13 protein-coding genes are annotated in these 13,735 nt (G+C 57.6%); 7 read left to right on the top strand and 6 right to left on the bottom strand.

Annotation, left to right across the window (positions count from 1 at the left end; genetic code table 11):
* Window positions 1–62: 62 nt before the first annotated feature.
* The gene (locus GS646_RS15560; protein ID WP_253284805.1) at window positions 63–419 is read left to right on the top strand and encodes a hypothetical protein; all 357 of its coding nucleotides are present in this window, start codon (window positions 63–65) and stop codon (window positions 417–419) included.
* Here GS646_RS15560 and GS646_RS15555 read toward each other — a convergent pair.
* Window positions 416–1,474, bottom strand: coding sequence for a transporter substrate-binding domain-containing protein (locus GS646_RS15555; RefSeq protein WP_171095742.1), 1,059 nt, complete (start codon window positions 1,472–1,474; stop codon window positions 416–418). The two genes, GS646_RS15560 and GS646_RS15555, sit on opposite strands and share 4 nt — an antisense overlap.
* A 210-nt stretch (window positions 1,475–1,684) precedes the next feature.
* On the opposite strand from GS646_RS15555, the gene dapE reads away from it, so the two are divergent.
* The 3 genes from dapE to rnr are packed head-to-tail and all read left to right on the top strand — an operon-like array spanning window position 1,685 to window position 5,709.
* A complete protein-coding gene (dapE, locus tag GS646_RS15550; protein ID WP_171648343.1) occupies window positions 1,685–2,824 on the top strand; it encodes a succinyl-diaminopimelate desuccinylase in 1,140 nt (379 codons plus the stop codon).
* Between the two features lie 3 nt (window positions 2,825–2,827).
* The gene (locus tag GS646_RS15545; RefSeq protein ID WP_171648345.1) at window positions 2,828–3,403 is read left to right on the top strand and encodes a TIGR04282 family arsenosugar biosynthesis glycosyltransferase; all 576 of its coding nucleotides are present in this window, start codon (window positions 2,828–2,830) and stop codon (window positions 3,401–3,403) included.
* Window positions 3,404–3,450: 47 nt separating this feature from the next.
* A complete protein-coding gene (rnr, locus tag GS646_RS15540) occupies window positions 3,451–5,709 on the top strand; it encodes a ribonuclease R (RefSeq protein WP_171648347.1) in 2,259 nt (752 codons plus the stop codon).
* On the opposite strand, the gene GS646_RS15535 is transcribed toward rnr, so the two are convergent.
* A complete protein-coding gene (locus tag GS646_RS15535) occupies window positions 5,700–6,086 on the bottom strand; it encodes a DUF1801 domain-containing protein (RefSeq protein WP_171188569.1) in 387 nt (128 codons plus the stop codon). The genes rnr and GS646_RS15535 overlap by 10 nt on opposite strands.
* A complete protein-coding gene (locus GS646_RS15530; protein ID WP_171188571.1) occupies window positions 6,083–6,781 on the bottom strand; it encodes a glutathione S-transferase family protein in 699 nt (232 codons plus the stop codon). The genes GS646_RS15535 and GS646_RS15530 overlap by 4 nt, the downstream gene beginning before the upstream one ends.
* Window positions 6,782–6,865: 84 nt before the next feature.
* Here GS646_RS15530 and GS646_RS15525 point away from each other — a divergent pair, with 84 nt between their 5' ends.
* Together GS646_RS15525 and GS646_RS15520 are read left to right on the top strand one after the other, a co-directional pair.
* Complete coding sequence (locus tag GS646_RS15525) at window positions 6,866–7,579, top strand: YafY family protein (RefSeq protein ID WP_171095754.1); 714 nt, start codon at window positions 6,866–6,868, stop codon at window positions 7,577–7,579.
* 87 nt (window positions 7,580–7,666) lie between these two features.
* Window positions 7,667–8,959 carry a lytic murein transglycosylase gene (locus tag GS646_RS15520; RefSeq protein WP_253758723.1) on the top strand — a complete coding sequence of 431 codons (1,293 nt, stop codon included), beginning with the start codon at window positions 7,667–7,669 and terminating at the stop codon, window positions 8,957–8,959.
* A gap of 55 nt (window positions 8,960–9,014) precedes the next feature.
* Here the strand turns inward: GS646_RS15520 and GS646_RS15515 are convergent, their stop codons facing one another.
* The 3 genes from GS646_RS15515 to GS646_RS15505 all read right to left on the bottom strand — a co-directional run bounded on the left by GS646_RS15515 (window position 9,015) and on the right by GS646_RS15505 (window position 12,487).
* Window positions 9,015–10,193 (bottom strand): peptidase S41, encoded by a 1,179-nt coding sequence (locus GS646_RS15515; protein WP_171188575.1) that lies wholly within the window; start codon window positions 10,191–10,193, stop codon window positions 9,015–9,017.
* Between the two features lie 128 nt (window positions 10,194–10,321).
* On the bottom strand, window positions 10,322–11,719 hold the full coding sequence (locus GS646_RS15510; protein WP_171188577.1) for an aspartate aminotransferase family protein: 1,398 nt from the start codon (window positions 11,717–11,719) through the stop codon (window positions 10,322–10,324).
* A 75-nt stretch (window positions 11,720–11,794) separates the two neighbouring features.
* Complete coding sequence (locus GS646_RS15505; protein ID WP_171188579.1) at window positions 11,795–12,487, bottom strand: GntR family transcriptional regulator; 693 nt, start codon at window positions 12,485–12,487, stop codon at window positions 11,795–11,797.
* 131 nt (window positions 12,488–12,618) lie between these two features.
* Between GS646_RS15505 and GS646_RS15500 the strand changes: the two genes are divergently transcribed.
* Window positions 12,619–13,704: a polyamine ABC transporter substrate-binding protein gene (locus GS646_RS15500; protein ID WP_171095764.1), complete on the top strand. Its 1,086-nt coding sequence runs from the start codon at window positions 12,619–12,621 to the stop codon at window positions 13,702–13,704.
* Window positions 13,705–13,735 lie beyond the last annotated feature (31 nt).

Below are 13,735 nucleotides of genomic sequence, written 5' to 3'. Positions count from 1 at the left end.
TATGGACGCCAGATTGCCTGTCTGCAATTCCGGGCTTCTTGACCGTCGGCGGGCACGCAGCTATGGCCCTGCGCATGGAAAAGCAAAAGAAACCTTCGCGTCAGCAAGTTTATACTCTTCTGGTCCAGATCGGCCGCAAGGATGGTGACGGGCTGCCCGAAGGGGCGACCGGCGCGGCGTTGATCTGCTATGCCAGTGGCGTCGACGAGGCCGAGGCCGTGCGCGAAACGGTAGCGATACTGAAGCAGGCCGACACGGCACCGTTGGACGTCACCGGGTATGGCACACTCGCCGAACGCGAGGCGCAGGGGCACGATATCGAACCGGACGAACGTGCCCTAATGCAGCGCGCGCTGGACGAAAATGCTGTAATCGTTGCGCAGATGACGCCGTTTTTTGGAGACGAGGCAGAAGCCTAGTTCCGCATCCCGAACCATTTGCGGTAAATTTCGTCATAGGTTCCGTCTTCGCGCAGTGCCAGCAGGGCCTGATTGACATCCTCGACCAGCGGCGAGCCTGTCGGGAAGGCGATACCGTAATTCTCGCGCAGGAAGATGCCACCCGTCATAGACGCGATCCGCCGTCCCTCATGCGAGGCGAAATAGGACAGGACAGGCGCGTCAAACACGACGGCGTCAAGTTCCTCGGCCTTGAAGGCGTCCAGCATCTGCTCCAGTCCGGGATAGCCGGTGAACTCGATCTCGCGCCGGTTTAGAAAACTTGCCGCGGTCGAGTTGGAAATGGTGCCGACATTTTTGCCATAGAGATCGTTGACCGAGTTCACGCTGCCGGTAATCGCGTCCACCGTCATGACCGAGGTGATGCGTGCGGTAAAAACCGATACGATGAACAATGACGATACAACCAGCACAACCCCCAACATTCGCCCAAACGGGGTACGGGGCATACGTTCCTCGAAACCGCCATTCACAACCAGGTTCAGCGCCCACCAGAACGATGGAAACCAGGCTTCGTTCAGTTTGCGGTCGAAATAGGGTTGGGCACGGCGCTCAAAGCTCCACATCAACATGCCGCCGCCAAGGAGAATGGCGAAGGCCAGACCGATAGCGATGAAGAGTTCTTTGGACAGCAGTGCCTGTACCAAGGAAGGCTGGCGAACTGCGTCTGACGGCACCATGATCTGCAGCCCGGCCTCAAAGATCGGCTGGCTGAAATCCATTTGTGTTTCACGCATCGCCGTGATCGAGATATTGGCGATTGCAAGGTCAGCAGACCCGTCCTGCACAGCGCCCAGCATATCTGCAAAGGCATCCACGCGGTTGACGGTGTAATCCCAATTCAGGGACTCAGCCAGTGCAGCCAGCAAGTCCATCGAGAAACCCGTTTCGGCCCCGTCTTCGACATAGGAAAACGGAGGGCGGGTCACGGTTGTGACAGAAAGGGACTGTGCCAGGCTCTGCTGTGCGATGACGGCGAAAGTCAGGCAGATCAGAGCGTATAAAGCGCGCTTCATATTCAATTCACCTGTTTCGCGGCCCTGTAACGCGATTGTGCGGCGCACGGCAAGGTGGTCGCTGGGTAAATTGTCATATGGGGTTGGGGTATCGCTTTGACACCTTTGCATTCAGGTGATCGATTTTTTTGCCATTTGGGGTTGGAAAACCGGCCAATTCGTTGAATCTGTGCGCGAACCCGCAAAAGACGTAGCTTCTGAGGCCCCTGCATGACCGACCCTGTTCAATTGACAGCTGACCTGATCCGTTGCCCATCGGTCACACCTGAAGAGGGCGGCGCGCTTGAATTGCTTGGGTCGGTTCTGTCGGATGCGGGCTTTGAGTGCACGCGCGCCGACCGTGGGGGCATCAGTAACTTGTTCGCTCGGTGGGGCCAGAAAGGCCATGCGCGCAGCTTTGGGTTCAACGGCCATACCGATGTTGTTCCGATAGGCGACGAAGCGGCCTGGACGATGCCGCCTTTCGGAGCCGAGGTGCGGGATGGTGTGATGTACGGGCGCGGCACTACCGATATGAAATCAGGCGTTGCGGCCTTTGCCGCCGCTGCGGTGGATTTCGTGCGCGACACGCCGCCGGACGGGGCCATCATCCTGACGATCACGGGTGATGAAGAAGGTGATGCGCTGGACGGTACCACTGCTTTACTCGACTACATGAGCAGCGCGGATGAGCGCATGTCGGTCTGTCTGGTCGGTGAGCCAACATGCCCGAACACGATGGGCGAGATGATGAAGATCGGCCGTCGCGGCTCGATGACGGCATGGTTCACGATAACCGGAGTGCAGGGGCATTCGGCCTATCCGCATCGGGCCAGGAACCCTTTACCTGCGATTGCGCGGCTGATGGATCGGCTGGCAAGTCACGAGCTGGATCAGGGCACGGACCACTTCGACGCCTCTACATTGGCAGTTGTTACGATCGACACCGGGAACGCTGCCACCAACGTGATCCCAGCCCGGTGCAGCGGCGCGGTGAATATCCGTTTCAACGATTTGCATTCCGGTGCAAGCCTAAGCGATTGGTTGCGAGCAGAGGCCGATCAGGTGGCTGCCGAGTACGGCGTTGAGATGGATGTAAAAATCAAGATTTCCGGCGAAAGCTTTCTGACCCCGCCGGGGCCACTGTCTGATCTGGTGGCCAAAGCGGTCGAAGCGGAAACCGGTGTTACGCCCGAGTTGTCGACAACAGGGGGCACATCGGATGCGCGTTTCGTCAAAAACCACTGCCCGGTGGTCGAGTTCGGGCTGGTCGGGCGCACCATGCACCAGGTGGATGAATGCGTTGAGGTGGCCCAGATCGAGCAGCTCAAGGCGATCTATACGCGCATCCTGACGGACTATTTTGCCTAAGCCATGCAGCGCACATTGGTGATCATGGTGAAAGAGCCGCGTCCGGGTCGTGTGAAAACACGGCTGGGGCGTGATATCGGCATGGTTGGTGCGGCCTGGTGGTTCCGGCATCAGACCCGGACTTTGATCCTTCGGCTGCGTGATCCGCGTTGGCAAATCGTCCTTGCCGTGGCGCCAGATGCCGAGGGTCTGACCAGCCGTATCTGGCCAGCTGACCTGCCGCGCGCGGGACAGGGGCGTGGTGATCTTGGACAGCGCATGGGTCGCATGCTGCGGGGCATGCCTAAAGGTCCGGTTTGCCTGATTGGTGCCGATATTCCGGGGATTACGCGCAGACATATTGCCGGTGCTTTTGACGCGCTAGGGCGATCTCAAATGGTGTTCGGCCCTGCACCGGATGGGGGGTACTGGCTGGTTGGTGCGCAACGCTATGCGGCCTTGCCGGTAGGTCTGTTTCGCAATGTGCGCTGGTCGACAGAACACGCTTTGTCGGACACGTTGGCCACGGTTCCCGGCGCGCGGGTTTCGTTGCTGGATCACCTGCGCGATGTGGATACATTAGCCGATCTGAAAGCCTGAAGTTTTTTGATCATGACGCGGTCGCAAACGCGTGATAGGCCGAAGATATGACTCGCATCCCCACCAAGCAGGAGGTCCTTGACTGGATCTCGGCGAACCCAACCCTAACGTCGAAACGCGATATCGCCAAGGCCTTTGGCATCAAGGGCGCGGATCGGATCGATCTCAAGCGCATTCTCAAAGAGCTTGAGGCAGAAGGGCATCTGGAAAAGCGCAAGCGCAGCTATCGTGACCCGGATCGCCTGCCGCCCGTCAGCGTGTTGCAGGTGAAGGCCCCGAATGAAGATGGTGATCTGTTCGCGCGTCCCCTGGAATGGCATGGCGAAGGTGTCGAGCCCATCGTTCTGCTGATCACCCGCGCAAGCGATCCGGCATTGGGTGAAGGCGACCGAATTCTGGCCCGCCTGACTGTGGTGCATGAAGAAGATCACAATTACGAGGCCCGCCTGATCCGCCGCATCGGTACTAATCCGCGCAAGATCGTCGGTATCTTCCGCAAGGGGGCCGAGGGCGGGCGGATTGTGCCCATCGACAAGGCAAGCTCTTCTGAATGGCTGGTGCCTGAAGGCGCGGTTTTGGGCGCCAAAGACGGCGAGTTGGTCGAAGCTGAACAGGCGGGACCTAAAAACCGCATGGGTCTGCCGCGGGCGCGCATTGTCGAACGCTTGGGTGATCCGACCGCGCCCAAGGCGGTGTCACTGATCGCGATTCATCAGCATGGCATCCCGGACGATTTCCCCGACAAAGTGATCGATGAGGCTGACAAGGCCAAGCCTGTTGGTTTGAAAGGCCGCGAAGACCTGCGGGACATGCCGCTGCTGACCATCGACCCCTCGGACGCGCGGGATCATGACGATGCATGCTATGCCCATACCGACGACGATCCCAAGAACCCCGGCGGGCACGTGATCTGGGTCGCCATTGCCGATGTCGCCGCCTATGTGCAGCCCGGAACGGCCCTGGATCGTGAGGCACGAAAGCGGGGCAACTCCAGCTATTTCCCGGATCGTGTTGTGCCGATGCTGCCGGATCGCTTGTCGGGCGATTTGTGTTCCCTGCACGAAGGGGTGCCCCGCGCCTGTATCGCTGTGCGAATGCAGATCGATGCGGATGGGAACAAGATTGGGCACAGGTTTGTGCGTGGTCTGATGCGGTCGGCTGCGTCTCTGAACTATACCGAGGTGCAGGAGGCCATCGACGGCAACCCGAATGACCGTACCGGCCCGTTGCTGGAAACGGTTCTGAAACCGCTCTACGCCGCTTATACTGCTTTGAAGAAGGCGCGGGCTGTGCGGCAGCCCTTGGAGCTGGATCTGCCCGAGCGTAAAATCGTGCTGTCCGAAACCGGGGAAGTGACGAGCGTGGCGTTCCGCGACCGGCTGGACGCCCATAAGCTGATCGAGGAGTTCATGATCCTCGCCAATGTCGCCGCTGCTGAAACCCTGATTGCCAAGCGCCGCCCGCTGCTGTTCCGTGTGCACGAGGAACCCGCGCCTGAGAAGTTGGAAAGCTTGCGGGAAACAGCACAGGCGGCGGGTTTGAACCTGGCCAAGGGGCAGGTATTGCAGACCCGGCATCTGAACGCATTGCTGAACGCAGCTGCGGGGACAGAGGACGCGGAACTCATTAACCTGACCACTCTGCGGTCGATGGCGCAGGCTTATTATAATCCTGAGAACTTCGGGCATTTCGGGTTGGCGCTGCGCAACTATGCACATTTCACCTCACCTATCCGCCGCTATGCCGACCTGATCGTACATCGCGCTCTGATCTCGGCCCATGGCTGGGGCAAGGACGGGCTGACCGAGGATGAAATCACGCGCTTGGACGAGACAGCCACGCACATCTCGGACACTGAGCGCCGCTCGATGATGGCCGAGCGGGACACAACTGACCGCTATCTGGCAGCCTATCTAAGCGAGCGGGTGGGCAATGAGTTCTCTGGTCGGATCAGCGGCATCGCCCGGTTCGGGGCCTTCGTGAAGATGGACGAGACCGGCGCGGACGGGCTGGTGCCAGTGCGTTCGCTTGGGCGTGAGTTCTTTCATTTCGATCGAGAGGCCGGGACGCTGATGGGATCGGATACCGGTCTGATCATCGCCATCGGCCAGCGCGTCACAGTACGGTTGACAGAGGCGACGCCTGTAACCGGTGGTCTGGAACTGGAACTCTTGTCGATCGACGATCAGGCGCTGCCGCGCGGACGGGGTCATTCCAAGCGGGCGACCCGCCGAAAGGCTGTCAGCACCAAGCGTAAAAAAGACAAGATCAAGCGCAAGGTGGAACGCAAGCGCCGTCAGAGGTGATAGGTCAGCGCCCGGGCGATCAGCCACCCGTGGCGGTTCGGATCTATCTGATGCGGGTCGTCGAACAGAACGGCGCGGGTTCCGTCAATGCGATCTTCATTCGGGAAGGCTGAAGTGAAGTCACCCATCAATCGGCTTTGACAATGCACAAACAGTGCAAAATTGGCCGCCTTGTGTGCCCCCAGTCGGATCGTTGATCCTTTGGGCGCCAGGTACGCAGGTTGGCCCCAGCGCAGCTCCTCTCGCAGCGGGTTGGCGGCGGGCAGAGTTGTTGCCGTGTCAATGATCAGGTCACGCAGCGCAAGGGCCCCTGCGCGCGCGGGCGGTGCCAGGGCCTCGAATGCTGCGGCGACTTTGGGGTTATCAAAAGGTTTCAAACGGGTATCGCCTGTTCCATCCGGTCCACGTAACTGTTCAACACATTATCCTGTTTGATGCGCCGGGTCAGCGGGGTATCCGCAGGCGTTGCGCGCATTGCAGCTAGCATTGGACCGACGCTCATGTCCGCAGACGTCGGCTGATCCCCCAGCAGGAAGGAGGATTGCCAAAGATAGGCCGAGATCGCCTCGAGATCGCGTTCAACCCTGTCCAACCGTTCGGACAGCGAAAACCGCCCAATCCCTTGAGACGTGATCCCCTTCAGAACAGACTTTCGGATTGCGTTGGACGCCGGCTTGCGGATCAGGGCCGGTATCCCGGTAAAGAAGGTTTCACGCAGGATCGGCCATACGTCGTCATTGCCCCAACGATCCAGAACGATGTGAAAATACAGATGTTCTTCGGCCATCCTGACCAAAGCGCGGGATTGCGCTTTTTCAACATCTGTAAGCCCATGATCGAAATCCGCACCCTGGTCTTGTTCCAGCCAGTCACGGATCAGGTCACTGTCGGGGATCAACCGATCGGGCGTGCGCAGAACGGGTAGTTTCTGGTGCGGCATCTTTCGGGGATCAAGCATGTCAGAGCGCTGCCATTTCTGGCCGGAATGTTGCAGCATTAAAGCCGTTTTGACGCAGAACGGGCTGGCACTGAACAGGCCGAAGGCAGAAGGATAGGTGAGAAGGGTCAGCATCACTTTGCTCCGTCTAAGGGGATGCTTGATACCTAGTCGGCACTGATGACAGTTACTGACATCAGGTTTAAGCTAGGGTGTATCATGTCTCGCACAGCACGACTGTTCCAATTGATGCAGGCCCTGCGTTCTGGCCCGTCGCCGAAAACCTCGGCGCAACTGGCGCAGGATCTGGATGTGTCTGCCCGGACGATCCATCGCGATATCGATGCGCTACGTGGTCTGGGGGCCGTTATCGACGGCGAAGCGGGGTTTGGGTTTACCCTGATCGAGGATGCAACATTGCCCCCGCTGGGTTTCACCGATGATGAGCTTGAGGCGCTGGTTCTGGGCCTGCGCGAAGTACAGGTTATTGGTGACCCGGCCTTGGCGGATGCCGCCAGTGCCGCACTGCGAAAGTTGCAGGGCCGCTTGCCACCGCGTCAGTCGCACAGGCTGAGTCACGCAATTCTGGCGGCCACCCGATTTAATCGTCCTCCGGCACCGACGATAGACGCTTCAACCCTGCGGCAGGCAGCCTGGGACGAGCGCACGGTAGAGTTTTCGTATACCGACGCAAAGGGAGAGGCCACGCGTCGGCGCGTGGATCCGCTTAGCATCGTCTATATGGACCGCTCGAATGTGTTGCTCAGCTGGTGCCATCTGAGGCAGGATTTTCGCGTTTTTCGCCTGGACCGGATGCAGGATATGTGCGTGACGGATCAAAGCTTTAGGCCAAACCGGGTGCCGATGCTGCGCGATGTGCTGGCCCGCATCCGCGCCGACCGGGAAGCACAAGACTGCGAGACAGGTGCCTGAGCGCTTTGTGATTTGCCGATTTTGCGCTACCTTAGGGTTGAGCAGTAATCAGGAAAAATCGGTATGCATAAATGCGTAGGCGGCGTCATGACCGTCGCATTATGGGCATCCATGGTGCAGGCGGACACAACAGACACTGGAAAATGGTCGGGCAGTGATGCTCTTGGCGAAACGATACAGCTGGCTTCGGCAGACTTGGCTGTTTCGCTTCGACCCGTTCCGCGACCATCGATCGAGGCGCTGCAGGTTTCTGCAGCAGCGGCAGCACGGTTTCAGGTCTGGCTGAGCGCGTTTCAGGATAGGGCGCGGCAGCAGGGAATATCGCAACGGACGCTGTCTCAGGTGTTTTCGGATATAACCTTTGACGAAGACATCATCGCGCGGGATCGAAATCAGGCCGAATTCTCGAAGCCGATTTGGGCTTATTTGGATTCGGCGGTTTCGGACACGCGATTGTCAAACGGGCGAGCCGCCATGCAACGGCACCGGCAAGTGCTGAAGCGGATTGAGGCTGAATATGGTGTCGAGAAAGAGGTTGTAACGGCAATCTGGGGGCTGGAAACCTCGTTTGGGTCTTATCGTGGCAGTAGCCGCACGCTCAGGTCTCTGGCGACACTGGCCTTTGACGCAAGGCGTGCTCAGTTCTTCGAAACCCAGTTGATCGCTGCCCTGCAGATCGTGCAGGCAGGTGATGTCAGCGCTGCGAACATGTTAGGCAGCTGGGCGGGTGCGATGGGCCACACGCAATTCATGCCGACCTCGTATCTGGATCATGCGGTCGACTTTGACGGAGATGGCCGCCGCGACATCTGGTCAGACGATCCAACGGATGCATTGGCCTCGGCGGCGTCGTATCTGGCACAGCACGGTTGGACCAAGGGGCAACCTTGGGGGGTTGAGGTGCGATTGCCCGCAGGCTTTGACTACGCTTCGGCCCGGCGAGACTTCACCCGGATGCCGTCCGAATGGGCTGCACAGGGTGTTGTGGGAACCGATGGCAACGCTGTTCCAGACCACGGTCAGGCGGCGATCCTGCTTCCGGCCGGATGGCAGGGCGTTGCCTTGATGATCTTTGACAATTTCAGCGTGATCGAAGCGTATAACGGGGCAGACGCCTATGTGATCGGTATCGGGCATCTGTCTGACCGGCTTGCCGGAGGCGTGTCGTTTCAATCCAACTGGCCGCGCGCGGACAGAGTGTTGAGTTTTTCCGAGAAAAAGGAACTGCAAACCCGCCTGACCGAAGCCGGGTTCGACACAAAGGGCATTGATGGGCGTACCGGACCAAATACTATCAACGCCGTGCGAGCCTATCAGCTGGCACAGGGGTTGCGCCCGGACGGGTATCCGACTGTGAAACTGTTGGATCGGTTGAGGTGACCGAGTAGCGGGCCGTCTATGTTTGCTTGAGCCGGGTGTGCGCGACGCAACTGCGTTAAGCCAATTCTTCAACCAGCCTGTTGTAGGCAGTGTCCTCAGGCGTTGTGTCAAACGGTGTCGAAAACCATTCCCGATCAATTGCAAGCCTATGGACAGGCACGAGCTGACGGGCGATGTCAGACGGCGTCGTTTGATCCGTCGTTCCGGTTTCCCAATCGTGAAGCGCAGTTGAGTATCGAACAACGGCGCCGCTGTTCGGCAATTCGATCAAGCCGCCTTCCGCAAAGAACTTGAGCCCGTCGCCCATTTCTTCACCGACGATCGTCAGCTTGTGCCCAAGCCGATACCTGAGGATCGCGACAAAGACGATTGCTGCAGAAAAGGTGAATTTGTCCACCAACACCGCACATCCGCACCGCTGGGTACTTTCGGTGATTGCATCGATCAGAGGCATGGTTGCCAAAAAGTCGCCCCCGGTGTTGCTCCGAACATCGATGACAAGGAAATTGTCGCGGCGGGCCCGAACCTGTGTGGCGGCTTTATCGATTGCTTCGGCAAGCGCGCTTTCACTGGGATCGAAGAAACTTGGCAGCTTCAAAGCGAGACCATTTTCAGAACAGTCGTGGATTTCCACGAACCCTTTGTCATTCCTTAGGGGATCGACTTTGCCGTGTTCGTTCCGTGGATACATTTCTGACGCCAGAACAGTATCGCCGTTCGCCACACTTACTGAGTGTCTGCGCCCGTCAGCGCCTTGAAGGTGATACTGTGTCTCATGGTCGAATGGTGCGAAACCCAGTTCGGCCAACGCTGCTGGCCAGGCAAATATCAAAGGTCCAATTACACGCTTTCGTTGCGGTGTTCCTGACAGAAGAGAGGCTGCCGCGCGTTCGATCTTTTCTACAGGTGTACCGTTAACGCCGAGCAGCTTACTGGGCGCAAGTTCCGCAAATGGCGCTGAGGATTTGGTTAGAAAAACCGATCTCCCAAAGCTCACAAATCGCAGCGGCAGGACTGAGATCGCGTCGTTCGGGATCAGGCGCGTGTGGCCGTTGCCGGAAAGGGCCAAGAGGCGCATTGCCGACAGCAAGAACGGCTCTCGCGCATTCCGAGTCGCGTGCTTCCGCGCAGCTTCGATATTGGCGTCGATCTTTCCTGGATCGACCGTCGCAAAGCTTGGGTCGGTTCGTTTCACGACGTCCAGAATGGATTCGAAGTCTTGGCTCAGCGACACAAAGGATCCTAACGTCCCGGGAAAAAGGAATGTCTAACAAGGGCTAAACTGGACAGTATCATCTGGCCAAGCCCAAAAACAAAAGGCGGCCATTCCAGCCGCCTTTACCGTGTTCCCGACCGCGCCGATTAAGACGCCGCTTTCATTAAACCCTGTGCAATAATCTCGGCCTGCGCTTCATCCAATGACTTGTGGATCCGCACAAACATCTCATCGATGTCTGCCGGAGTCAGGATCAGGGGCGGTGAGATAATCATCCGGTCGCCGACATGACGCATGATCAGGTTATTGGCAAAACAACGGTCGCGGCAGATATAGCCCACGGTGCCCGGTTCGGATGCGAACTTGGCGCGGCTGGCCTTGTCTGGGGTCAACGCGATCGACGCCATCATGCCAACGATTTTCGCCTCACCCACCAGCGGATGATCGGCCAGCGCCTCCCATTTCTGTTTCAGATAGGGCGCTGCTACGTCGCGGACATGCTCGACGATTTTCTCTTCTTCGAGGATGCGTAGGTTCTCCAGCGCCACAGCAGCGGCGACAGGGTGGCCGGAATAGGTGTAACCGTGGTTGAACTCGGTGCCGCCGATCACTTGGGCGATCTCGTCATTCACGATGGACCCGCCGATCGGCGCGTAGCCCGAGCTAAGCCCTTTGGCGATGGTCATGATATGCGGCTTGATTCCAACGGTTTGCGAACCGAACCAATTGCCGGTACGGCCAAATCCGCAGATGACCTCATCCGCGATCAACAGGATGTCGTACTTGTCACAGATGCGTTGGATTTCCGGCCAATACGTGTCCGGCGCAACGATCACGCCGCCTGCGCCCTGCACGGGTTCGGCGATAAAGGCTGCAACGCGGTCTTCGCCTAGTTCCAGAATAGCCTCTTCCAGCTCGCGAGCACGGGCCAGTCCGAAGTCTTCGGGCGACATGTCACCACCTTCGGCCCACCAATTGGGTTGGTTGATGTGGTGAATGTTCGGGATCGGGATGCCACCTTGCGCATGCATCCCTGCCATGCCGCCCAGCGAAGCAGACCCCACGGAAGACCCGTGATAAGCGTTGTGGCGGCTGATGATGATGTTCTTGTCCGGCTGGCCCTTTTCGGCCCAATAGGTGCGCACCAGACGAATATTTGTATCGTTAGCCTCGGACCCGCCCGCAGCAAAGAAGACGTGGTTCAGATCGCCCGGTGCCAGCTCGGCAATTTTTGCGGCCAGCGCAATGGCCGGAACATGGGTCGTTTTGAAAAACGTGTTGTAATAGGGCAGTTCACGCATCTGACGCGCGGCAACTTCTGCCAGTTCATCGCGACCGTACCCGATATTGACGCACCACAAACCTGCCATGGCGTCCAAAATCTCTTCACCCTCACTATCGGTCAGGTAAACCCCTTTGGCACGGGTAATCACACGCGCACCTTCCTGACCCAGCGCGCCATTGGCGGAAAACGGATGGAGGTGATGCGCTGCATCCAGCGCCTGCAACTCGGCGGTCGGCATATGGTTGGTGATGGTGGACATCAGAGATTCTCCCACAAAAGCAGTTGGGGATCACAATATGATCAAATTTTACACTGTCAATCGAATCGGAGGGAATTAGGCGGAATTGAGGGACTCCGAGATCAGCTCCATACCTTGCTCAATGTCCTGAGCCGTTGCTTTTGCCGCCATTTCAGCGTCGCCGTTACGCAATGCAGTGATGATATCTTTGTGCCGGTCAGGAAGGCTCTGTGTGCCAAAGCGACCGCAAACAACCCGCAAAGACGGGCCAAAGCGCAACCACAGCCGTTCGGCAAGATCAATGAGGATAGCGGCATTGGCGTGGGAGTAGAGTGTTTCATGAAACGTTTGGTTCAAACGCAGATATCCGCCAACGTCGCCATCTGCGATCATGCGATCCAAATGCTTGTCGATGCGTTCCAGATGATCAATGTTTTCCGCCTGCAAATTGCCAGTTGCGCGTCTGGAAAGCTCTGATTCTATTGAAATTCTGGCAAAAATCATCTGCTCGATATCGGCGGCGCTCAAAAGCGGAACGCTGACGCGGCGGTTGCCCTGAAACACCAGTGCCCCATCCGAGATCAAACGTCGGATCGCTTCGCGTACCGGGGTCATTCCAACACCCAGCGAATCAGTCAAACCTTGGATTGTGACGGGCTGCCCCGGGACCAGTTCCCCAAACAGGATCTGATATCTGAGGGTTTGATAAACCTGCTCATGTGCGGGTTGTTTTCCGCTGTCGGTTGGAGTTGCAGATGCCTTATTTTTGATCAAATCCAATTGGTTCATCCTATTTCGACTAACCCTGACTTGTCAGGTGACAGACCTCGTGAAACCATACGCTGGATCAGGGGAAAACGCAAAACTTGATCAAATCCAAAAAAACGGGAAAATAGCCGTACACTTGCAGGGAGAAGAATATGACAATCAAAACGCTGACCATGACAGCGGTCATCGCATTGGGGACTTCGGCGGCTTTCGCTGAAGAGGTGCGTGTCTACAACTGGTCCGACTACATCGACGAAGAGCTTCTGAGCAAATTCGAGGAAGAAACTGGTCTGACCCTCATCTACGACGTGTTTGACAGCAACGAGGTTCTGGAAACCAAGATGCTGGCTGGTGGTTCGGGCTATGACGTGGTGGTGCCTTCTGGCACGTTCCTTCAACGTCAAATTCAGGCAGGGGCGTTTCAGGAACTGGATGCGGCCAAACTGTCGAATGCGGGCAACCTTTGGGACGTTATTCAAGAGCGAACTGCAGGGTATGACCCAAACAACGCCTATTCGATTAACTATATGTGGGGCACCACGGGTATTGGTGTGAATGTCGACAAGGTCAAGGAAGCCTTGGGCGACGATGTGGCACTGAACAGCATGGATCTGGTTTTGAAGCCAGAGAACATGGAAAAACTGGCGTCGTGTGGTGTTCATTTCCTTGATGCGCCAGCCGAAATGATACCGATGACCTTGCAGTATATCGGTGAAGACCCGGACAGCCACGATCCGGATGTGATCAAGAAAGCCGAAGACGTTCTGATGGGCGTTCGTCCGCACATCCAAAAGTTCCACAGTTCGGAATACATCAACGCGCTGGCGAATGGCGACATTTGCGTTGCCGTGGGTTGGTCTGGTGACATCCTGCAGGCGCGAGACCGCGCAGCCGAAGCCGAGAACGGTGTAAACATCGAATATCATCCGTTCGCGGAAGGATCGCTGATGTGGTTTGACCAAATGGCGATCCCGGCGGATGCACCGAATCCGGAAGGCGCGCATAAGTTCCTGAATTTCATCCTGGATGCCAACAACATGGCTGCCGCGTCCAATTACGTCTACTACGCCAATGGCAACAAAGCCTCGCAGGAATTCCTTGAGGAAGACGTGATTGGTGATCCGGCAATCTATCCGGATGATACGACAATGCAAAACCTGTACATCACGACGCCTTACCCTGCGAAAACGCAGCGTGTCGTGACCCGCCTTTGGACCAAGATCAAGTCAGGTACCTGATCCGGTTTCACGGCGCGGGGCGGTCGAATGA

The organism is Ruegeria sp. HKCCD4315 (assembly GCF_013112245.1).
Lineage (GTDB): Bacteria > Pseudomonadota > Alphaproteobacteria > Rhodobacterales > Rhodobacteraceae > Ruegeria.
Note: the sequence above shows the minus strand (reverse complement) of the source record. Positions and strands in the feature narration are given on the sequence as shown.